The sequence below is a fragment of the Brockia lithotrophica genome (genome assembly GCF_003633725.1).
GTDB classification, from domain to species: domain Bacteria; phylum Bacillota; class Bacilli; order Thermicanales; family DSM-22653; genus Brockia; species Brockia lithotrophica.
Map to the genome: position 1 here is coordinate 1 of NZ_RBIJ01000008.1, position 21,705 is coordinate 21,705.

The 21,705-nt window shown below is 63.6% G+C and carries 20 protein-coding genes and 1 pseudogene; 9 read left to right on the top strand and 12 right to left on the bottom strand.

Annotated elements, in window-relative coordinates; genetic code table 11:
* Positions 1-221 precede the first annotated feature (221 nt).
* Positions 222-935 (top strand): annotated as a pseudogene (locus C7438_RS08745) (RNA-guided endonuclease TnpB family protein); the annotation flags it as partial.
* Between the two features lie 251 nt (positions 936-1,186).
* Complete coding sequence (locus C7438_RS08750; RefSeq protein WP_121444984.1) at positions 1,187-1,495, top strand: hypothetical protein; 309 nt, start codon at positions 1,187-1,189, stop codon at positions 1,493-1,495.
* A gap of 39 nt (positions 1,496-1,534) precedes the next feature.
* Here C7438_RS08750 and C7438_RS08755 read toward each other — a convergent pair whose 3' ends face one another.
* From C7438_RS08755 to C7438_RS08785, 8 genes are all read right to left on the bottom strand, one after another.
* Complete coding sequence (locus C7438_RS08755) at positions 1,535-3,019, bottom strand: MFS transporter (RefSeq protein WP_121444999.1); 1,485 nt, start codon at positions 3,017-3,019, stop codon at positions 1,535-1,537.
* A gap of 88 nt (positions 3,020-3,107) precedes the next feature.
* A complete protein-coding gene (locus tag C7438_RS08760; RefSeq protein WP_121444985.1) occupies positions 3,108-3,800 on the bottom strand; it encodes a cytochrome c biogenesis CcdA family protein in 693 nt (230 codons plus the stop codon).
* A gap of 98 nt (positions 3,801-3,898) precedes the next feature.
* Positions 3,899-4,561, bottom strand: coding sequence for a TlpA family protein disulfide reductase (locus tag C7438_RS08765; protein ID WP_170143681.1), 663 nt, complete (start codon positions 4,559-4,561; stop codon positions 3,899-3,901).
* 247 nt (positions 4,562-4,808) lie between these two features.
* Positions 4,809-6,032 carry an NAD(P)/FAD-dependent oxidoreductase gene (locus C7438_RS08770; protein WP_170143682.1) on the bottom strand — a complete coding sequence of 408 codons (1,224 nt, stop codon included), beginning with the start codon at positions 6,030-6,032 and terminating at the stop codon, positions 4,809-4,811.
* 73 nt (positions 6,033-6,105) lie between these two features.
* Positions 6,106-6,366, bottom strand: coding sequence for a hypothetical protein (locus tag C7438_RS09195; protein WP_170143683.1), 261 nt, complete (start codon positions 6,364-6,366; stop codon positions 6,106-6,108).
* A gap of 24 nt (positions 6,367-6,390) precedes the next feature.
* Complete coding sequence (locus C7438_RS08775; RefSeq protein WP_121444988.1) at positions 6,391-6,756, bottom strand: hypothetical protein; 366 nt, start codon at positions 6,754-6,756, stop codon at positions 6,391-6,393.
* A gap of 137 nt (positions 6,757-6,893) precedes the next feature.
* Complete coding sequence (locus C7438_RS08780) at positions 6,894-7,442, bottom strand: DJ-1/PfpI family protein (RefSeq protein WP_170143684.1); 549 nt, start codon at positions 7,440-7,442, stop codon at positions 6,894-6,896.
* A gap of 189 nt (positions 7,443-7,631) precedes the next feature.
* Positions 7,632-8,474, bottom strand: a complete 843-nt coding sequence (locus tag C7438_RS08785) for an MBL fold metallo-hydrolase (RefSeq protein WP_121444990.1) — start codon at positions 8,472-8,474, stop codon at positions 7,632-7,634.
* Positions 8,475-8,892: 418 nt separating this feature from the next.
* On the opposite strand from C7438_RS08785, the gene C7438_RS08790 reads away from it, so the two are divergent.
* Both C7438_RS08790 and C7438_RS09310 read left to right on the top strand, forming a co-directional pair.
* Complete coding sequence (locus C7438_RS08790; protein ID WP_121444991.1) at positions 8,893-10,704, top strand: M3 family oligoendopeptidase; 1,812 nt, start codon at positions 8,893-8,895, stop codon at positions 10,702-10,704.
* Positions 10,705-11,047: 343 nt separating this feature from the next.
* Positions 11,048-11,779 (top strand): ferritin-like domain-containing protein, encoded by a 732-nt coding sequence (locus C7438_RS09310; protein ID WP_211322171.1) that lies wholly within the window; start codon positions 11,048-11,050, stop codon positions 11,777-11,779.
* 140 nt (positions 11,780-11,919) lie between these two features.
* Here C7438_RS09310 and C7438_RS08800 read toward each other — a convergent pair whose 3' ends face one another.
* The gene (locus C7438_RS08800) at positions 11,920-12,237 is read right to left on the bottom strand and encodes a hypothetical protein (RefSeq protein ID WP_147402038.1); all 318 of its coding nucleotides are present in this window, start codon (positions 12,235-12,237) and stop codon (positions 11,920-11,922) included.
* Positions 12,238-12,618: 381 nt separating this feature from the next.
* On the opposite strand from C7438_RS08800, the gene C7438_RS08805 reads away from it, so the two are divergent.
* Entirely contained in the window at positions 12,619-13,806 is a 1,188-nt protein-coding gene (locus C7438_RS08805; protein WP_121444993.1) for an NAD(P)/FAD-dependent oxidoreductase, read from the top strand.
* 57 nt (positions 13,807-13,863) lie between these two features.
* Here the strand turns inward: C7438_RS08805 and C7438_RS08810 are convergent, their stop codons facing one another.
* Positions 13,864-14,736, bottom strand: coding sequence for an undecaprenyl-diphosphate phosphatase (locus tag C7438_RS08810; RefSeq protein WP_211322172.1), 873 nt, complete (start codon positions 14,734-14,736; stop codon positions 13,864-13,866).
* A gap of 330 nt (positions 14,737-15,066) precedes the next feature.
* Between C7438_RS08810 and C7438_RS08815 the strand changes: the two genes are divergently transcribed.
* Positions 15,067-15,834 carry an HAD-IA family hydrolase gene (locus C7438_RS08815; protein ID WP_211322173.1) on the top strand — a complete coding sequence of 256 codons (768 nt, stop codon included), beginning with the start codon at positions 15,067-15,069 and terminating at the stop codon, positions 15,832-15,834.
* A gap of 108 nt (positions 15,835-15,942) precedes the next feature.
* A complete protein-coding gene (gene gltX, locus C7438_RS08820; RefSeq protein ID WP_121444996.1) occupies positions 15,943-17,529 on the top strand; it encodes a glutamate--tRNA ligase in 1,587 nt (528 codons plus the stop codon).
* A gap of 169 nt (positions 17,530-17,698) precedes the next feature.
* Here gltX and C7438_RS08825 read toward each other — a convergent pair whose 3' ends face one another.
* Together C7438_RS08825 and C7438_RS08830 are read right to left on the bottom strand one after the other, a co-directional pair.
* Positions 17,699-20,212: a hypothetical protein gene (locus tag C7438_RS08825; RefSeq protein WP_147402039.1), complete on the bottom strand. Its 2,514-nt coding sequence runs from the start codon at positions 20,210-20,212 to the stop codon at positions 17,699-17,701.
* 71 nt (positions 20,213-20,283) lie between these two features.
* Positions 20,284-20,988, bottom strand: a complete 705-nt coding sequence (locus C7438_RS08830) for an ABC transporter ATP-binding protein (RefSeq protein WP_289626245.1) — start codon at positions 20,986-20,988, stop codon at positions 20,284-20,286.
* Positions 20,989-21,061: 73 nt separating this feature from the next.
* Between C7438_RS08830 and C7438_RS08835 the strand changes: the two genes are divergently transcribed.
* Both C7438_RS08835 and C7438_RS09670 read left to right on the top strand, forming a co-directional pair.
* On the top strand, positions 21,062-21,640 hold the full coding sequence (locus C7438_RS08835) for an IS607 family transposase (RefSeq protein WP_121444998.1): 579 nt from the start codon (positions 21,062-21,064) through the stop codon (positions 21,638-21,640).
* Positions 21,627-21,705, top strand: a 79-nt coding sequence (locus C7438_RS09670) for a helix-turn-helix domain-containing protein (protein WP_147402040.1), incomplete at its 3' end; no start/stop codon positions are given. The genes C7438_RS08835 and C7438_RS09670, both read left to right, overlap by 14 nt.

Consider the following 21,705-nt stretch of genomic DNA (forward strand, 5'->3'; position numbering starts at 1 on the left):
AAGGCCGGAAGGAAGGTCGGCTATCCGAAGTTTCGTCGAAAGCACGATCGGAAAGATAGCTTTCGGCTAGACAACAGTTCCGGAACGATTCGGCTTCTTCTGGACGGAGAAGACAAGCGGTATCCCGGGAAGATGCGACACATCGTGCTTCCTCGGATTGGAACTGTGCGTTTAAAAGAGAAGCCCGTTCGCGAGAAGAAGGACGGCCAAAAGCGCACCTATCTTCCCAAAGCCGCATTCTTCACGCCACCGTAAGCCGTGAAGCCGACCGGTGGTTCGTGAGCCTCACGGTAGAAGAGGAAGTACCCGACCCCACTCCACCAAAAGGGCCGGCGGCAGGAGTCGATATGGGGCTTGAGAGTTTTCTCACGCTGGCCGATGAGGCGGGAGACACTTGGAAAATCGGCGCGCCGAAGCCGCTTCAGAAGATGCTTAAGAAGCTAAAGCGCGAGCAACGGAAACTCTCGCGGCGCGGCAAACGAGACCGAAACGGAAAACTTGTAAAGCGCACGAAGAACTACGAAAAGGCGCGCCTTGAACTTGCCAGACTCCACCGCCGCATTCGAAACATCCGGTTGGACTTCCTCCACAAGCTTACGGCCGAACTCGTCCGGACGCATCCGGTGATCGCGATCGAAGATCTAAACGTCGCCGGCATGCTCAAAAACGACCGCCTTGCCCGCTACATCGCCGACGTCGGCTGGAGCACCTTCCGGGCGCTCCTCGAGGCGAAAGCCAAGCTTCGGGGAGTGCGGATGGTGAAGGTAAACCGCTTTGCACCGACGTCGAAGACGTGTTCTGTCTGCGGGTACGTACTTTCTGAGCTTCCGCTTTCTGTCCGAGCGTGGACGTGTCCGGTGTGCGGCACACGCCACGACCGAGACGAAAACGCGGCGAAGAACCTGCTCAAATTTGCCCTGGCAGTCGGCTTATAGACTGCCCTACCGCGAGTTCCGCGGGAAGTGACGCCTGTGGAGAGGAGCTATGCGGCGGAACACGGTCAGCCGTGGTCTACGAGCACCTCCTCGCGGAAGCAGGAAGCAACCGGGACATTTGTCCATGTGTTGCGGAACGGCATGCGTGAGCTGATCCTCGGTCATGAAGAAAAGACGTTGGCTAAGTTGCACGGCTGTGCCTCGTTCATGCGCTCATGCACGGAGCACCCGGGGAGGAGACGTACCGCAGGGTGCTCCAACTCACGGCTTCTCTCCCGAATGCGACGCCAGCTCACACCCTTCTTCTCCTCTACCGGGCACGGGCCCTCAAAGGTCTGGGGCTTTTAGAAGCGGCAAAGAAAACCCTGACCCTGGCTCTCCGGCGAAAAAAAGATCGACCTTCTGAACTGATGAAAGCTCTCCAATATGAAAGAGCCCTTCTCTACGAAGACCTGGGGAATCCCCGGCAGTCCCGCAAAGAACTGGAAAAGCTCTATGCGGAAGACCCCGATTATGCGGATGTGGCTGCCCGCCTCGGTCTACAGAAGCATGGGGACTAGAAAGCCCATCTGGGGCGCGACAAACGGAAAAAACGCCTTTTAAGGCAAGTCCGCAGCCTGATGCTCCTCCAACGTTCGCACGCGATCGTCCACGCGAAACGCCCACGTAGACCCAAAACCCAAAAGGCTTGCGGCCAAAAGGAGACCGAGTACAGCACGAAGCCCAAAGGCGTTCTGCACGAGGGGAATGAGAAACACCCCGAGCGTCGCCCCGCCCTTTGCCGCTGCCGCGGCAAAACCGGAACCCGTAGCCCGCAGGCGTGTGGGAAAGAGTTCGGCAGGAAGGATGTACGTCGTGCTGTTGGGGCCAGCGTTCATCGCGAGGTTGAAGACGACGAACCCGGCAACCACGAGGGCGAAGTGAACCGGACTTTCCGGCGGAAACGCCGTCGCCCACAAAAGGAGTCCCGCTCCGAAAGCCATCCCCAGAAAGCCCGCAAGCTGCATGCGTATCCTCCCGAACCTGGGTACCGCCCACATCCCCACGAGAAACCCCAAAAGGAGAAACACGTCGAGGTCGCCGCTCCCCCGGGCGAGAACCTCGAGGCGCGCGGAAAGGCTTCTCGTTCCCTGCCCCAGGTGGAGAGAAGAGAGGAGGACGGCCGTGAAAAGACCCACGCCGTACGTAGCCACGTCCATAAAAAACCAAGGAAGCGTGCTGAGAACCGTACGGCGAAGGTATGCTCGGTGAAAGAGGGCGAGAAATCCCGGGGGGCGATTCCCGGAAGGCAGACGGGACGCGCGGACGGGGGTATCGGCGAGACGTGCGGCGAGCGCCTCTAGGGCCTCCTTGCCCTCCGATCCGTCCCGCACAAACCGGGCGATCGCCCGTACGGCCTCTCGGTTGCGGCCCACACCCATGAGCCAGCGGGGGCTTTCTCCGAGAAGCGTACGGGCAAGGCCGAATGCGCCCCCGACTGCCGCCGCCGCGAAAAACAAAATCCGCCACGCACCGAGGTCTGCCGTGTGCGAAAAAACCGTACTCGCGACGCGAGAGGCGACGACCATCCCCACGGCCTGCGCGGCGATCGTCGCTACCATCACCCGCCCGCGGTCCCGACGGGGCATGCATTCGGCGATGTAGCTGCTGCTCGCGGGAAAGTCCATCCCGATTCCCGCCCCGAGAACCACCAAGGCGGCGACGAGCCCTGCGGCGTCTCGGGCTGCGGCCGCAGCCGCGGCGGCAAACCCGGCAACGAACATCGTACCTATGAGGACCGGTTTCCGCCCGACGTGGTCGGCCAGCCGTCCCCCAACCGACGCTCCTACGATTGCCCCCGCAAGAAGCGCCGACCCGAGGAGGCCGACATCCGTCGCCGTAAGCGCCAGGTCTTGACGAACGAGGGGAATCGCCATCCCCAGCATGAATACGGAAAATCCGTCCAAAAACGTGCCGCCGGAAGCGAGGATCCAAGCGATCAGGTGCGCCCGGCGAAAGGGAGCCCGATCGAGGAGGGAGAGGAGGGTCGCGTGATCCGGATGGACGTGCACGCCCGGTGCGAGTGCCGTCCACGAGGGAGGCATCCCGCCCGAAACGTCTGGGGAAGAAGGCTTTTCTCGGCGCATCTCGCACTCCTGCACGCGCCGCCTCGCACCCGTAGCCTGTATCCGCTCATCCGAGGCAAAGCGCGAGGCGGGCAAACTGACCAGTCATGAGGAGGAGCCCCGTGAGGACGAGGAGGGCACCGCCGATCCGCGCGATGAGAGGGGTGTATGCGGAAAGCTTCGTGACAAAGGAGAGGAAAAAGCCGAAGAGGACGAACGGCCCGGCAAAGCCGAGGCTAAAGGCGAGCATGAGGGCGGTCGCCTGCGCCGGCTGCGTAGCCGCGAGGGCAAAGATCCCCCCGAGAATCGGGCTTACGCACGGCGTCCACCCCGCTCCGAAGAGGAGCCCCACGAGGTAGCTTCGGATGTACGCGCCCAAGGTCGAACCGCTCCCCTTGCCCAGGCGGAACTGAAACGTGCGCTCGAGAAACTCGATGTGGACGACCCCCATGACGACGAGGCCCATGAGGAGGATGAACGCGCCGCCGATGCGCGCGATGAGGTCCTGATAGGTGAAAAACAGTTGTCCGAGAAAAGACGCCCCAAACCCCAAAAGGAAGTAGATCGTAGAGAGGCCCAAGGCAAAAAGGAGGGAGTGGAGGACGACGCGGGCGCGCAGGCGCGCCTCCTTTGCGCTGTGCACCTCGCGCGCGGAGACGCCGGTCACATAGGCGAGGAAGGAAGGATACAAGGGAAAGACGCACGGGGAAAAAAACGCTACCAAACCCGACACGAAAGCGATTCCCAGTGAAATGTTCATCGTCCGGTCCCCCCAAGCTTTCCGGCGAAATCTTGGAAACCCGAGCTGCGCTAGATCGAAGGAGAACTCGAAGTAAGGAAAGAGGACCGGAAGGCCCTCTACCGGCCCGAGGCGGAGGCCGTCTGGGCGATCGCCTGAAAGGCCTTGGCCATCTCTTGGGAAAACATCGCCCCGTCCGCCCGCCGGACGATCGTCCCGTCTGCGGCGATAAAGACGCTCGTCGGAAAGAGCCCTACGCGGTACACCTGTCGCGCTCCCCGGCTCAGGTCCAGGTAGTACGGCCCGTCGTACCCGACGGAGGCGAGAAACTCCCGAAGCCGGTCAGGCGAATCGTGGTCGGGCGCGTCTACAAGGACGAAGGCGATTTGATCGCGGTACGTGCGGTAGGCAGAGACGATCTCCCCCATCTCTTCGCGGCAGTACGGACAGCGAGAGTAGAAAAAGTGGAGGAACACGGGTTTTTTCCCCAAGACGTCTTGGAGGGAAAACGACTCTCCGTCCGGCGTGGCCACCGTAACCTGGGGTGCGCGTGCCCCTTCTACCGGTTGGGGGGCTTCCCCGCCGCCCTGATCCGAAGGACGAGGCGTACTGGGAGCGGAAGGAGCGGCTGACCCCGACGGTGCCGACGGAGAATTCCCCGGGGAAGGAGCCGGCGAAGCCGTGCGCGCACCGCACCCCCCGCCTCCTCCAAGGACGGCGAGAAGCAAAAAGAACACGAACACGACGCGCAATCCCTTCACACGAAGCGCGCGACCGACCACGTACACACCCGCCTTTCCGAACGTCGCCCGGCTTTAGCCGCGTCTTCCGGAAGATCGCGAAGCGACGTCCGCAACTTTCGATACCCCTATCGAACCGAGAAAAAGGTGAAAGCGATCACATGAACCGCCAATAGTGTACTCCCGCGGGCATCGGTGCACAAGAACCAGAAGACGAAAAAGAGGCGGTCGCGTAGGACGCGCAACCGCCTCTTTCCGTCGGCCGAACCGACTGTGCCGCCTACGGAGTTTAGGAAAAGAAGGTCTCGAGGATGCGGTCGAGCTCTCGTTCCAAAAACTCCGGCGGCATGTGTCCGCGCGTGAAGTAGTAAAAGCTGTCAAAGCTCCACTTGAGCGTTTTGGCAAAGGGGCCGTTGTAGAGGACGTCCCGCGTTCCGCCGTAGAGGACGTCCGAGAGGATCACGCTCGCCTCGTGCCCGCCGCGGTTCATGATGCAAAACACTTCCGGCCGATACGGAGGAACTTCGCCCGTGCGGAAGATCTCGCGGATGAGGGAGGCGGCGGCGATTTTGCCCTGCATCACGGCGAGGTGGCCGAGCTTGGGGATCGCGCGGACGTTCACGTCGCCCACGGCGTATACGTTCCGGTAGACGGGATGGCGCATCTCGAGGTCCGTGTACACGAACCCGAGATCGTCGCCCAAACCCGCTTCCCGGAGAAACGCATGTCCCTTGTACGGAGGAATCACGATGGCCAAGTCCGCGGGAAGTTCTTCGCCGTCGGCGAAGCGCACCTTCCTCGCCTCAAGGGTTTGGAGGACCTTGTTCAACCGGACGCGAATCCCTCGCTCTTCGACCAAGGGCGCAAACTTCTCGTGGACGCGGGGACCCACGTCGGCAAAGAACGGATCGCCCGGCGTAAACACGTCGATCTCGCTGCGCTCCCGGATACCCCGTCGGCGGAGTTCGGCGTCGACCATGAACATCGCCTCGCCGATCGGACCTTCGCAGGGAACGTCCAACACGGGAACGTCCGCGTAGCGCGGAAAGCGAGTTGGCGCTGCGCCGATCACCACGCGGCCGCCCGGAAACCTGCGGATCGCCTCGTACAGCCGCGGCGCCTCCGCATCGTCGCAGAGGGAATACCCGTGCGCGCGAAATCCCGGAATGGCGTCGTAGTCTTTGATCGCCCCCGGAGCAAGGACGAGGTAGTCGTAGGGGAGTTCCGTGCCGTCCTGCAAAACGAGGCGGTTCTTCGCGGGCTCAACCTGGGCCACTTGACCACGGACGAACGTCCCTCCGTGGTGCTCCACCAAAGGGCGCAGGGGGATGCGCACGCGTTCCACCGGGTGACCGGCAAAGGCGACTTCCGGAAGTTCGGGCCGCATCACGCTCGTGTCTCGGGCCTCCACGAGGACGAGGTCGAGACGGTCTACGTATGGTCTAAGGCCGTAGAATACGGCGTGGCCCGCAAAACCGCCGCCTACGAGGACTACGCGCGTCTTTCCGGACACGGAACCGCCTCCCCGTGGGATAAAAAATTCGGCCGTACGCGGAAACGTCCACGCGTACGGCCCTCCGAAGATCTCACTTCCGCCTCGCGAGTACGAAGAAGAACAAGGCGATGTTCCCGGCGACCAACGCGGCGAGAAAAGCAGCAAGGTAGGCCGGAAGGTACGTCTCCAAGAGCAGGTAAGCCGCCAAAAGGAGAAACACCACGCCGACGAGCCCCGTAAAGAGGGCGAGCCCGAGAAAGACGACGGACTCCGCGAGGCGGACGAGCTCCCGCCGTCCAACGTCCGAGGCGGACGCAAGAAAGAGCGTAAAGAGCGCCCGAAGGATGTTCATGCCGCTCCCTCGTCTCTCTCATGTCTAGTTCCCGCGCTTCCACATCTTCCCGAAGATGCACCCGAGAAGGAAGACGGCGAGAAATCCTCCCAAGGCATACAGGTACGTGCGAACCGCCCGGCCTTCGCCCTCGCCTTCGCCACCTTCGCCCGTCAAGGTCTTCCCCCGTTCCTGCCACCACGAGGCAAGGCTTTCGCGCCGCCGGCGAAACTCCTCGCTGAACCGCTCTCCCAAGGAGCGCAAGAAGCTGCGAATCTCTTCGTCCGCACGCTCCGCCTGCGCCTGACCCAGACCCTTGAGCGTACCGGTGAGCGCCTGGACGTCCTGCCGAAGGAGCTCCAGCTGTCCACGGAGCTCGTCCATCTCCGCCCCGAGATCGCGTTCCGCCATGTTCTTCCCCTCCCTTTGGGGAAACTCTCCCCGCCTGCACGGGGCGCCGGAACGGGTGCGAGAGCATTGCTCCACGTCCAGACTACCACAACCCGCTCTCGATCTCCATTCCCTACGTGCGCTTGTCGGAGGGATGTTCAGAGAAGGCGCATGAACTCGCGCATAAACCCGGGAAGGTCGCGCCACGACTGGGCGGTGACGAGGTTGCGGTCGACCACGACGCGTTCCGTGAGGTACTTCGCACCGAGGCGCTTCAACTCCGGCCGAATGCCCCGCGTCGCCGTAAGGCTGCGGCCCGTGAGGTCGATTCCCGCGGCGACGAAGAAGAGGCCGCCGTGGCAGATCGCCCCAATGGGCTTACCGGAATCCCAAAAGGCGCGGACGATGCGCGGCGCGTGCTCGTCCAGGCGCGCATACTCCGGCGCACGCCCGCCGGAGAGAAGCAGCGCGTCGAACTCTTCAGGGTGAACGTCTGCATAGGCGGCGTCCGCTTCGATCCGGTACCCCGGCTTCTCCGTAGAGATGTCCCAGTCGGGCTCGCGGTCGTGGATGACCGTGTGGACGGTTTTCTTGCGGGGGGCGGCGAGGACGACGGTATGTCCGGCCTCCTGAACGCGGTAGTACGGGTAGAACACCTCGAGCGCTTCGCCGCCGTCTCCCGTCATGAGGAGAACGCGTTTCGACACGTCGGATCCCCCTTTCGCCGAAGTGTACCTCGTGCGGTCCGCTCGGACCGGTCCCACCTGCGACGTGCGGAAGACCGTGAGCATCCGTCCGCGAAAACGCGAGAACGCGAGCAGATCGGCCCCATCCGCGAAGATCGCAAGACCGTAGGCGCTCGTCTTTTGGAGCGCAGACGAAGTCGTATCCGCCCGTCAGAAGGTAAAGACGGCGCCCGCCGGCGCAAAGGCGAAGCGCGAGCCGAAACGGCGGCGGAGCTCTGCCTCGATCTCGAGCCCGGTGCAGTGGTTGGCCGCGAGCAGGTCGAAGTCGAGGCCTTCCAACGCCTCCAGCGTCGCCCGAACCTGGCGCTCGGGGACCGAGCCGAGGTGCGTACCTCCGAGGATCGCCCGAACGCGGGATACGCCCGTGACGCTTCGCGCGTGTTCGACGATGTTGATCACGCCGGCGTGGGCACAACCGAGGAGGATGACAAGCCCTTCCGGCGTGACGAGGTAGACGCTCGCATCGTCGAGGATGGGATCCTCCCGCTCTCCGCCCTCCTCGACGACGACCATCCGCGGGTCCCCCTCTTCGAACTCCGTGTGCCGCGGCACTTCCCCGCTCCACCACACGCCAGGAAAGACCTCCACGGCCTCGCGGCCGAGGCGGAATTCCGCCCCCAAGGAGGCGAGCTCTTCCTTGCGAAAGGGGATCCCGATGTAGCGAAGCGGCAGTTCTCGGCGGGAATCGCGCACGTAGTGGGAAGAAAAGACGTCCGGATGCCCGTACACGGGAATTCCGCGTCCGAGCTCTTCGAGGACGGCCCGAAGTCCGCCCGTGTGGTCGTAGTGGCCGTGGCTCAAAAGAACGGCCTCGGCACGGGTGAGGTCCACCCCCAAGCTGCGGGCGTTTTCCACCACCGTACCCCGTTGCCCGGTATCGAAGAGAAAGGCATGCCCGTCGTGCTCCACGAAAAACGCAAGCCCATGCTCGGCGCGCACGCGAAACATCGCGCCCGCGGTGTTTTCCACGAGTACCGTGACCCGCGTCGCCATGCGACTTCCCTCCCTGCGAGAACTTCCGACGCGCCTATCGCACGCCGAACCTCCTGCCGATAGCCGAAAAGCCGCCGCCCAATCTCCGGCCCGAGCGCAAAAAGCGGCGGCAACGTCCGGACTCCTCCGCGCGACCAAAATTCTGAACCTCTCGGCGTACGAGAACATTGTACCATATCCGGCCGTTTCCTTTCGTGCGAAAAACGCAAAACCGTTCCGCAAAACCGCACCCTTAGAGCGTAACGGAACGCGGGGCGGATACCACCGTTTGGAGGATGCTTAACCCCTCTGTATCCAGTGAACACGAACGCGAAGCGGGGGCGTCCGCCCGCACGGCAGGAATTCGCCGCTGGCGGGGAGAAACTAGGTACGGGTATTTCGATAACCGAAGAATTTGTGCCCCCGGGAGGGAACGCCGATGTCCGACATCCTCGACCCCAAACCCGACGAATCGCCCATGCGTTGGGATCTCGACGCCATCTTCCCGGGAGGAAGCCGATCGGAAGTCTACCGGGACTTCCTCCGCGACCTCGAGCGGGACGTACGCGCCTTTGCGGAGCGCCTGTCCCGCGACGAGCCTTCCCTCGCCGAGCTCGTGGAAAGCTGGGAGGACCTCGCTGCCCGCCTGCGCGAGGCGGCGGCGTTTGCGGAATGCCTCACCGCCCAAGACGTCCACGACGCCGAGGCGACGGCCTTGTCCCTCTGGGTCCGGGAGATTGCCGCGAAGTTCGAAGCCGCCCTGGCCGACGTAGACCGAATCCTCCTCGCCGCAGACGAGGCGGCTTTCCGCGCCTTCCTCGAGGATCCCGCGGGCGGCGAGGCGCGCCGCGCGATCGCCCCCGTCTTGGAGGAGCGGCGGCGGCGCGCCGCGCAAAAGCTCCCCCCGGAGCAGGAACGGCTCGTGGCCGCGCTCGGTGCCGACGGCTACCACGGCTGGCATGCCGTCTACGCGGAGGTCGCGGGGCGGATCCGGATCGAAGTCGAACACGACGGGTGTCGGGAAACCCTCTCCGTCGCCCAAGCACAAAACCGCCTGGAGGACCCCGAACGTGCGGTGCGGGAACGGGTCTTCGCCGCCTACGAACGGGCCTGGGACTCGCTTGCCCACGTCGGCGCGCAGATCCTCAACCACCTGGCCGGCTACCGCCTCACCCTCTACCGCCTGCGCGGTTGGGATGATTTCCTCCGCGAACCCTTGGAGATGAACCGCCTCACGCGCCCGACCCTCGAAGCGATGTGGGCGGCCGTGGAAGCAGAAAAGCCGACCCTCGTCCGCTACCTCAAGGCGAAGGCGGATCTCCTCGGCCTCGAAGCGCTTGCCTGGTATGACGTGGACGCCCCCGTGTTGCGCCGGCCGTCGGCCGAAGAGCAAAAGGTCCCCTATGCGGAAGCGCGGCGGACGATCGTCCGAAACTTTTCCGCCGTCGATCCCGAGTGGGGGGCGCTCGCCCTTCGCGCCTTCCGCGAAGGGTGGATCGAGGCGGAAGACCGCCCAGGAAAGCGGGCAGGAGGGTTTTGCACGAGCTTTCCGATCACCGGCGTCTCGCGCATCTTCCTCACCTACGGGGGAACGAAGGGGAGCTTCGCCACTCTCGCCCACGAACTCGGCCACGCCTACCACCAATGGGTCGTACGCCACCTGCCCGTGCTCGCGCAAGGGTACCCCATGAGCTTGGCGGAGACGGCCTCGACGTTTGCCGAGATCGTCGTCCAGGACCGCCTCCTCGAGGAGGCTGCAGCAGAGGAACGCCTCTCCCTCCTCGACGACGTCCTCCGCCGGGCCGTCGCCTACTTCATGAACCTCCACGCGCGCTTTCTGTTCGAGGTGGAGTTTTACGCGCGCCGGCGCGAGGGGTTCGTCCCCCGCGAAGAACTCGACCGCCTGATGGAGGCGGCCCAGCGGCGGGCGTACCGCGAAAGCTTGTCCTCCTACCACCCCCTCTTTTGGTTTTCCAAGCTGCACTTCTACCTCACAGACGTCCCCTTCTACAACTTTCCCTACACGTTTGGATACCTCTTTGCCCACCTCCTCCACCACACCTACCTGGAAGCGCCCGCGTCCTTTGCCGACCGCTACCGCGACCTCCTGCGAGACAGCGGACGGCTGCCCGTAGAGACGATCGCCCAAAAGCATTTGGGCCTCGACCTCACCGACGAAGGCGTCTGGCGCCGGGCGGCGCGGCACGCCGTGCGCCACGTGGAGGCCTTCCTCCAAGAAGCGAGGAAATAAGGGGCGCGCACCTCCTTCGAAAGCGCGAAATGGGAGACGTGCGCTCCTCCTTCGGAAGCGCAAAGATGAGACACGCGCGCACCTCCCTTCGAAAGCGCAAAGACGGGACGCCCGCGCTTCCCGCCCCGTCCGCGTGGAGACGGAAGAGTTGGGCTTCCCGTCAGCGCAAGTTCAGAGGGACCACACCCCTCCGAGAGTGCAAAGGAGGTAGGGCTGGGAAAAAACCTTTCCCTTCGTGTTTACCGTGTTTTCTAAGGGAACTCTAAGCTTCCTCGGGTACGATGAAGGCGGACGGGGGGAAACCCCCTCCCCAACTTCGAAAACTACCCGAGGAGGTACATCCATGCTCGAGGCAAAAAAGGCGATCGTTGCTGGTCTAATCGTCCTGGGAATCGGCGCCCTCGGCGGAACGGCCTACGCCCTCTGCGGGCAGTCGGGCAAGGCCGAACCCAAAGGAACGTCCTACGCCGTCGAAAACGCGGCGCAAGGTGCCGCGACTTCCCCGAACGCCCACCAGTACCGCGCGCAAACCCGCGCGACGGACCCGAGTCAGCAACCGACGACTGGCACAGGGCAAGGGACGGAAGCACCCACCGCGCCGGTTGACAGCGCCCCCGCGACCTCCCAAGAAGGAGACGTGGCCATGGTCGCCCACATCGGTGCCCTAAACGATCCGGACCTCGACCTCGCCAAGATGCTCACCTACGCGATCCAGGACGAGTACATCGCCCATGCCGAGTACACCAAGATCCTCGAGACATACGGCACCGTGAACCCCTTTGCCAACATCCGCGAAGCCGAGGCACAGCACATCGCGCTTCTTACGCCTCTCCTCGAAAAGTACGGCGTCCCGGTTCCGGATCGGGCGAGCATCTCCGCCTACGTGTCCGTGCCCCCGTCCCTCCGAGATGCGGCCCTCACCGGCGTGCAAGCCGAGATCGACAACATCGCCATGTACGACCGCTTCTTGAGCGACCCGACCCTTCCCGCCGACGTGCGGGACGCCTTCCTCAAGCTCAAGAGCGCCTCGACGAACCACCTCGCGGCCTTCGAACGCGCGGCGGCGCGGTACTAAACAGCTCGACCAAGCAGTGGGAAACGGCTTGTGCAGGTGCTGCAAAGACCGTCGAAGGCGTAGACCGAAAGCGCAAAATCCGAAAAAAGGCCACCGGCCCAAAATGCCGGTGGCCTTTTGCGGTGTGGACCCGTACCGTACTACCCGTGCTTGCGAACTTTCGCGTCTGGTGGAGGTCCCGCCTCTTCCGTCCCGGTGCTGCCGTTCAGCGCCCGGCAAACGCTCTTTCCCGTGCTCCAAAGTCCGGAGGCCGCAAGTCCTACGACGAGCCCTTGGGCAACGGCCTGTGCGAGGGGCGAAGACTGTGTATACATCCAAAGCAGGCTCCCCACAACGCCCAACGCCACGGCGAGAACTCCCGCCCAGCGCGAAGGAAAGCCGAGACGCTTGGCGAGCTCCACGAGGCCGAGGATGAGCGGAACCGCGGGAACTCCCCACCACACCCACTCCTGCGGCACGACGATCCCCCCCATCTCCTTTACCACGGCGTTGCCGCAGTAAAGTCGCTCTAGAGCTATGCGGGGGGAGACCAAAGGTTTCGGACCGGCAACCCGGAGCGGGTGCGGAAAGGGACACCCCTTTCTTTACGCCGGACGAATGGCTACAATAGGATTCGGATATGTGAATGTGATCACAATAACTTACTCGGAAGACCGCAGCCTACGTGCGGAAGTTCCGGAAACCGCGGCACACGAGAAATGACCTTACGTCAAACCGAGGAGTCGAGCAAGGAGGGAGACGGCATTGCGGCATTGCGGCATGTGCGGCAAGTGAGCTCGTAAGGAAACTTTCGCCGAAACCCTGAAACCCTAGCAAGTCGAAGCAGGGGGGAATCCGCCGTGGTGCAAGAATTCGACGTCCTCGTCCTCGGTGGAGGATACGCAGGGCTCCTCGCTGCCCTGCGCTTGGGGAAGCGCCTTGCGGGAAAGCCCTTTCGCGTTGGCCTTGTGGACCGCAACCCGTACCACACGCTGGTGACCGAACTCCACCGGGTGGCGGCGGGCACCGCTTCACCGACCGCCGTACGGATCCCCTTCGCCAAAATCCTTAAGGACAAGCCCGTTTCCTTCGTCCGGGCGGAAGTCCACGCACTCGACCTCCGGGAACGTCGCGTGGACACTTCCGCGGGGGCACTACACTACAAGATCCTCCTCGTCGCCTTAGGGGGAGAGGCAGAAACATACGGGATCCCCGGGGTAGCGGAACACGCCCTTTCGGCCACTGCCCTCGCTCCGGCAAGGCTTTTCCGCTACCGCTTAGAGCACAACCTCGCACGCTACGCGTACACGCAGGACGACGCCTTCCGCACGGTCGTCATCGGAGGGGCGGGGTTTACGGGAGTGGAGCTCGCGGGCGAACTGGCGTTCCGCGCCCCCGACTTCCGCGAGGCCTTCGACCTTCCGGATACGGAAGGCGGGCTTCGGATCTTCGTCGCCGAGGCGACAGATCGGGCTCTCCCGCCCTTTCCCGAGGAGCTCGGCCGCTACGCTGCCCGCCGTTTGGCGGAACGCGGCGTACGCTTCCTCTTCGGCAGCCCGTTCCGCGAAGTTCGCGAGGAGGGGGTGCTCCTGGGTGACGGAACCTTCCTCCCCGCACGGACGGTCGCCTGGTGTGGGGGCGTGCGCGCTCCGGAAGTCCTCCGCCGTGCGGGATTTCCCATACAAAACGGTCGCATTCCCGTCGGCAACGACCTCAGGGTTCCCGGGTTCGAAGACGTGTTCGCCGTGGGGGACGTCGCCTTCTTCGTCGACGAGGATCTGGGTCCCCTTCCCCCCACGGCGCAGACGGCGATTCAAATGGGTCCACAAGCCGCGGAAAACGCCGCCGCTCTCCTCACCGGCGGGAGCGTACAGCCGCTTCGCGCGAAAAACCGCGGAGCGGTGGCGACGCTTGGGCCTCAGGATGCCGTAGGTTGCCTGTACGGACGCTACCGGATCTACGGTCGCTTGGCCTTTTGGACGAAGCGGGCGATCGAGATGCGCTACCTCGCCATCCTCCGACGCGAGGCGGGGTGGTATACGCCGTAAACGCCCGTGGCGCGCCCCCGGCTCGTCTCGCGAAGCGGACGGCGGCGGAAGCGTCCCTCAACCTCCGAAGGAGAGGTAGATCAGGGCAAAGAGCCCGGCGAGGATGCAGTAGATCCCAAAAGGTCGGAAGGCCTTGACCTCGTGCGCGTGGAAATAGCGCATAAGCAGCCAGACGCTCACCGTTGCCGCGATCCCCGCAGAAATCCCCCCGAGAATCGCAGGAACGAGGAGGTGGTTGAGGTCCGCGTGAAGGAGCTTGGGGACTTCGAGGATCCCGGCACCGAGGATGATCGGCGTGGCGAGGAGGAAGGAAAAGCGGGCTGCTGCCTCATAGCTCAATCCGGCAAAGATCCCGGCCACCATCGTCATCCCCGAACGGGAAAACCCTGGGATGAGGGCGAGGCTCTGGGCGAGGCCGATGAGGGTGCTCTTTCCGTAGGAAAGGCGGACGATTTCCTCGTCGAGCATCTCGCGCCCGGAAATCCCCCGGCTCTTTTCCACGGCGAGTGCCCGCCGACGGTCCGAGAGGATGAGCACGAGCCCGTTCACCATGAGAAAGAACGCCGCACTCGTACCCGAAGGAAAGTGTAGGGAGAGCGCCTTTTCGAAGAGAAACCCGATCGCCGCCGCGGGGACGGTGGCTACGACGAGCCGCAAGAGGAGGCGGAGCATGCGCTTCCCTTCGGCCGTCTGCCAACGGCCAGGGGAAATCACGGCGAGGATGAGATCGCGCCACTCTGGCCAGAAGAAGAAAAAGAGGGCGAAGGCCGTGCCGAGGTGGAGCATGACCGTAAAGGGAAGGAGCCCTTCCTTCGTGATGTTCCAATGCAGGATTGCGGGCAAGAGGACCGCGTGTGCCACGCTCGATACGGGAAAGAGCTCTGTAATCCCCTGAAGGACGGCAAAGAGGATCACCTGCCAGAGCGCCAACCTCATCCCCTCCTACTCCTGTAGCCGGTTTCGGCGGACCCAACGCGCGCACAGGCAAAGAGACATCTCCGCAATCTCCGTGCTCCGGAATCGACGATCCGACGGCGATTCTACCACAACTCCTGCGGTTGGCCAATCCGATATTCCACCGCCTTTCGACGTGCACGGCGCCCAAAACGGCGGGAGTGCCGCCGCTTCTTTGTTTCTCGACCTGCGCGGCGTCCAAAGCGACGAGGCCGCCAAGGCTCCGCCGTCCCCCGTATGCCTCGGCGGTTTCCCCTCGTTTCGGGAATCCGCTACAATAGAGGGCGTACGTGGGAGGGAAGGCTCGTGTGGCCGAAACTCATCGTCTTCGACGTAGACGGAACGCTCGCCGAAACCGAGAGATTGGGCCACCGCGTGGCCTTTACCCTCGCCTTTCGCGAGGCGGGACTTCCCTACGAATGGGACGAGGCGCTGTACGGAGAACTCCTACGGGTGAGCGGCGGGCGCGAACGCATCCGCCACTTTCTCGAAGTCTACCGACCCGACGACCGCGTCGCGGCCGAACTCCTCGCAGACCCCGAGAGGATCGCCGCCCTCCACCGCCGCAAAAACGAAATCTACGCGGAGATCGTAAAAAGGGGCGAGCTCCCCCTCCGTCCCGGAGTTCGTCGGTTGATCGAAGAGGCGCGCGCCGTGGGAATTCGCCTCGCCGTCGCCACGACCACGAGCCGGGAAAACGTCGAAGCCCTCCTCGCCCACTACGGGCTTGAGGAAGCGTTCGAGCTCCTCGCCACGGCACAAGAGGTGCCCGTCAAAAAACCCGACCCGGCCGTCTATCGCTACGTCCTCGATGCTCTCGCGGTAGCTCCGGAAGACGCGCTCGCCGTCGAAGACTCCCGCAACGGACTTCTCGCCGCGGTCGGGGCGGGCATTCCGACGCTCGTCACGCCGAGTACGTACACCCGAGGCGAAGACTTTACGGAGGCGTGGCTCGTCCTTTCCGACCTCGGCGAACCCGGCGCTCCCGCCCGCGACCTGCGTACCGGCGAGGAGGTCGTGGTCACCCTCCCCTGGCTCGAAAGCCGATTTTCCGACCGGCGGCGCCATTTCTAGCTGCCCGCCGGGCGTTTTTGCGAATTCGTCTTCGCCGCGGCGGCGCGCTCCGACGGGCCGCTACCGCGCGCTTTTGCCGCCAACCCCACGAGCAAGGAGGCTTTGCGCATGTCCGCCCCTTCCGAGCACGCCGCAGACACCGAAGTTCGCGTACGCTTTGCGCCCTCACCGACCGGTCCTCTGCACATCGGCGGCGTGCGGACCGCGCTCTTCAACTGGCTCTTCGCCCGCCGGCACGGCGGGAAGGTGATCCTCCGCATCGACGATACGGACCGCGACCGCTCCCGCGAGGAGTACCTGGAAAACATCCTCGCTTCCTTCCGGTGGTTGGGCGTCGACTTCGACGAAGGCCCCCACGTCGGCGGCCCCCATGCCCCCTATCGCCAGTCCGAACGTCTCGACCTCTACCGCAAGGCTCTCGACACCCTCGTAGAGCGGGGATTGGCCTACCCTTGCTACTGCACGGACGAGGAACTGGAAGCGGAGCGCCGAGAGCAGCTCGCGCAAGGGAAGGCCCCGCGCTACTCGGGCCGGTGCCGCCACCTCACCCCCGAACAGAGGGAAGCGTATGAGCGGGAAGGGAGAAAGCCCGCCTGGCGGCTCAAGGTCGACCTGGACGGACCCGTGGTCGTCCCCGACCTCATTCGAGGAAACGTGACCTTCGACCCGGACCAAATCGACGACTTCATCCTCGTGAAGCGCGACGGCATGCCCACGTACCACTTTGCTAGCGTAGTCGACGACATCGCCATGGGGATCACCCACATCATCCGCGGCGAGGAGCACCTCTCGAATACCCCGCGGCACGTCGTCCTCTTTCGGGCCCTGGGCGCCCCCCTGCCCAAGTTCGCCCACGTGCCCATGATCCTCGCTCCGGACCGCACCAAGCTCTCCAAGCGCCACGGCGCCACGAGCATCGACGACTTCCGGGCGCTTGGGTTCCTCCCCGAAGCCCTCGTGAACTACAGCCTCCTCCTCGGGTACTACCCGGGAGAAGGGCGGGAGATCTTTACCCCCGCCGAGATCGCTCCCGAATTCTCCCTGGAACGCATCAACAAGGCGCCGGCCGTCTTCGACATGGAAAAGCTCCGTTGGGTGAACGCGCACTACCTCCGAAACCTCCCCCTCGACACCGTCTACAACCACGCCCTGCCGTTTCTCCGGAGTGCCGGCTACCTCCCGGAACACCCCACTCCGGAGGAGGTGGAACTCGCCAAGCGCCGCCTCGACGCCGTCCGCTCGCGCGTGAGCACCCTCGTGGAAGTCGTCGACTGGTTGAGCTACTTCTACCGTCCGGTGGAAACGTACGAACCGAAAGGAGTCGCCAAACACTTCGCCCTGCCGACGGACGCTGGGCAACCCGCAGGAAACCTCGCCAAAGCCCGCGAAGTCGCTGCGCGTCTCGAACGGGCGGCGGAAGCCCTCGAGCCGGTGGAAATTTGGTCGGCACCCTACCTCGAACCCGCGTACCGCGCGCTCATCGAGCGGCTGGGGATCAAAAGCGGCGATCTCATCCACCCTACGCGCCTCGCCCTCACCGGCCGCACGGTAGGGCCGGGGCTCTTCGACGTGATGGAACTCCTCGGCAAGGAGACGACGATCGAACGCCTCCGTCGGGCTGCGCAGTGGATTCGGGACCGGGTGGCGCAACTGGAAGCCGACTTTGGCGAAACCCAAGACAGCTTGGGGTTGTAGGGTCACAGACAGCCCAAACATCTCGCGACGCCCCGCCCGCACAAACGAGTGCAGGCGGGGCGTCTTTTGTCGCGGCGCGGCGGCGCCTCCCGCCTCCCTCTATTGCATGGCATTAGGATGCCGCCTCGAAACCCGTAACCGAGGAAGTGGCGATCTCCGAGGCGCGAGGTTACCTCCTGCCGTGCACGGCGCGGCGCCAGAGCTCTTCTCCGTACACGCTTCCCGTGAGGAACGCGTAGACAGCGAAGAGGAACAGATTCCCCACGATCAACCAGAAGAGGTCATGCGCGACTCTCGAAGGGATTAGACGCAAGCTTTCCAAAAGGGAGGGAGGGCGCACGCCTTCGAGGGCGACTAGGGCAGAATTGAACCACCCACTCGCCCGAGGCAAAACCCCTCCGGCATCGACGACGGCAAACGCGAGGTGGAGCAAGGCGAGAGCGAGCGGCAGGAGGTACAACGCCAGAGCTTCTCTGCGCCAAATCTGTCGAACTTCCCCGGCGCGGAAGCCCAAGGAGCGAAGGGTACGTACCTCCGCGAGATCCCTCGCCTCGCCCTCCCGCAGGCGCAGGTACAACGCCAGAGCGCCGAAGGCAAAGAGGAGGAAGCCGAGAAACGTGAGCGTGTACAGGAGGGCGCGGCGATGGAGAAACACGCTCTCCACGACGTCCGACTGAATGGAAAACCACACGTTGCGGACGGAGGAGTCCGCTCCAACTCCCCCGTGGGAAGCGAAACCGCGAGATCCCCCGAGTTCCGAAAGCTTTCCTCCTGCGGCGAGGCGGTGCAGCCGAGGAAGGGAGGATTCCTGAATCCACATCGCCTCCCCGAAGGAGAGTTCCCCGCGGACAAAAAGAGCTTCGAGGGGAAGGCGTTCCCAGAGTTCATCCGCGACCACGAGGGTAGCATCGGAAGGCAGATCGGCTATGAAGAACAGGTTAAAGATCTGGCCGCGCATTCCCGTCGCCCCGACAAGTTCGAAGGGTACGGCGTCCTCGCGCGTCCCTCGATTCGCCTGGGCGCGTACGGCGTCCAAATCCGGATCCGGCAGCAAGGAACGATCTTCCCAACCCGGGGACAACTCATACGTTCCTGGCGCAAACGGAAAACCTGTACCTCCCGAATCCCGGTGCAAACGCGAAAACGTAGCCGCGTCCATCCCGTGCGCGAGAAAAAACGCCTGCCTTCCCGTAAGGGGCGGAAGCTGCGGGGGCGGTTCTACCTCTGCGGCCGCAGGAGAGATGTGGGCAATTCGGGCAGCGCGGAGCGCTTCGTACGCGCTTTGGGGGAGAACCTCCACCGCGCGGAAGTGGTCTCGGACGGTGCGAAGGATGGCTTCCCTTTTATCCTGCGAAACCCCTTCCGTCGGCGTGAAGTCCGCAGCCCCCGAGATTACCTCCAGACGCGCCACCTGATAGGGAACCCTTTGGTCGACGACTATTCCTTCCTCGGCTAGGCGAGAAAGGGCGCGAGCGACTTCTTCTGCAAAAATTTCCCTCGCCTTCGAAAGATCGGGAAGGTCCTCGGACCTGGGGGAAGGGGGCTTCGCCTCGGGGAAAGCCTCCGCATCCGCAGTTGATTCAGGTCCCGACCGCCACCATGCACGGGAGAGTTCTTGATCCGAGACGAATCTCGCCTGCAAGGGGAGAGGATACAGCTCTATCGCACGGATACGACCGAATTCTGTTGACAACGAGGTGTTCGCCACCGTCACAAAAAAAGCAGCAAAGATGCTGGCAAACACCGTGATCACTCCGGAAAACCGGCGCAGGTCGGCGCCCAGACGCGCCAAGAGGAAAAGCGACGCCGACGAGGCTCCTCCCCTTCCCTCCGTCATGCGCCTGCGACGCCCTTCCACCCACAGGCGCAAGGTGTCTCGGAGGACGAGGTAGGTGCCCCCAAGGACGAGGGCGACGACGACCAACCCGAGGAGCAACCAGATGAGGGACCATTTCATCACCGAGTCCACCGAGTCCGAGGCGTACAAGGCGGATGCCGCCACCCACGGGTGGACGTAGGCGGCAAGGCCATATCCGCCAAAAAGCAAGGTAAATCCCAAAATCCCGGACTTCCAGGAAGGTTTGGGGACGGCTTCCGCCTGCAGGGCGGCAGAAAAAAGCTCCCGTGGCCAGCGGCGGGCCGCCCAGAAGGAGGTATAGAGGGCTTCGACGAGAAACAGCGCGCCGAAAAACCCGCCCGTTTCCCCGAGAGCCCTCGCGGTCACCCGAAACGCGAAATCCGGACCTAAGTCGAAGAAAACCGCAGTAAAGCGCGCGAACAAGGGGCCCAAAAGGTAGGCGGCGGTGACGCCCAGAGCGAAAGACGCTGCCCCCAGCGCGGCGCTTTCGAGGCGGATGAGGTTGCGCCGACCCCGCGGAGAAAGGCCGAACGTCGCGAGAAGGCCCAAAGCCTGCGACTCTCCCTGTACGTACAGCCGGTGAAAGTAGACGGCGAAAAACCCTGAAAAGAAGGCAACCAAATAAGAAGCAAGAGAAAAGGCGGCGTCGAGAATGTCCTCGGGGCGAAACGGGGAAGCCTCGATCCCTATCGCCCTTCCCAGGGAATCCAAGAGCGAGCGAAAGAGGAGGAAAAGCATCACAGCCAAGGCGGTAGGGACAACAAAGGCGGCCGTGCGCCGGAGGTCACGTCCCATCATCCGCAACCAAAGTCTCTGCCAGCTCACGCGAAATCCCCCCGGAGCGAACGCGTGCGTAGTGCGAGGTCCCCACTTTCTCGGTCGTGCGGAACTTCCGCCTACTCGCTCTTGAGCCCGCCGACCGTGGCACCCTCCATGGCGGAGAGCGTGTCGAGGATGCGCTGGGTGTACACGCCCCGGTCCTCTCCGCGGCGGAGTTCCGCATAGAGACGGCCGTCCCGGAGGAAGAGGACGCGGCTCCCGTAGCTCGCCGCAAAGGGGTCGTGCGTCACGAGGAGAATGGTAGCCCCTAGCTCTCGGTTGAGTTCGGCGAAGAGTTCGAGGATGGCGCGTCCCGTCCCCGTGTCGAGGTTCCCCGTCGGCTCGTCGGCGAGGACGAGGGCCGGGCGATGGACGAGGGCTCGGGCGATGGATACGCGTTGCTGCTCACCGCCGGAGAGCTGATAGGGGAAACGGTCTTCCTTGCCTTTGAGGCCTACGCGCCGAAGGACGTCCAGGGCTTGCCGCCTTTCTTCGGGACCGACCCGACCGCGCAAGGAGAGGGGAAGGAGGACGTTTTCCAAAACGGTGAGTTTGGAAAGGAGGTTAAAGTCCTGAAAGACGAAGCCGAGCATCTCCCGGCGGTAGCAGGAAAGCTCCTCTTCGCCGAGGTCTTCGACGTGACGTCCTTGCACGACAATTTCTCCCGACGTAGGGCGATCGAGGCCGGCGATGAGGTTGAGGAGCGTGGTCTTTCCGCTCCCCGAGGGGCCCATCACCGCGGTGAAGTCTCCGGCTTCCACGGAAAACGTAAGCCCCGCCAACGCCCGATGGGGCCCGTCTGGGTTGCCAACAGCTAAAAATGCGATTGATCTTCATTCCTTTATTTGGTAAAGTATCCCCACGAAACTCAGCGAGTGGGCCAAAAGACGCGGCATCACCTACAAAACGGCGTGGCGTTGGGTCAAAGAAGGCAAAACGCCCGTGCCGTTTGAAATCACTCCCACGAGTACAATCCTTGTTCACGAACCCGAACCTGCAAAGGGAGGTATTGTCGCCCTCTACGCCCGGGTTTCGTCTTCCGACCAGAAGGCCGATCTGGAAAGGCAGGTGGTGAGGCTTCTTTTGTTTGCGAACGCCCAAGGCTTTTCGGTCGGAAAGACGGTGAAAGAAATCGGGTCCGGTCTACACGGCGGGCGGAAGGAACTCTTGAAACTCCTTTCCGACCAGAACGTGACGACGATCGTCGTGGAACATCGGGATCGGCTCACGCGTTTTGGCTTTGAATTCCTCGAAGCCGCTCTTCGGGCGCAAAGGCGCCGCATTCTGGTGGTCGAAGAAAAAGAAGTGGACGACGACCTCGTGCGCGATATGACCGAAGTGCTCACTTCCCTGGCCGCCCGCCTGTACGGCAAGCGTTCTGCGAAACGCCGGGCAAAAAAGGCGTTGGAGGCGCTTCGACGTGAAGATCCATAGAGCCTACCGCTACGAGCTCGATCCCAACCAGGAACAACGCATTCTCCTCGCCAAGCACGCCGGGG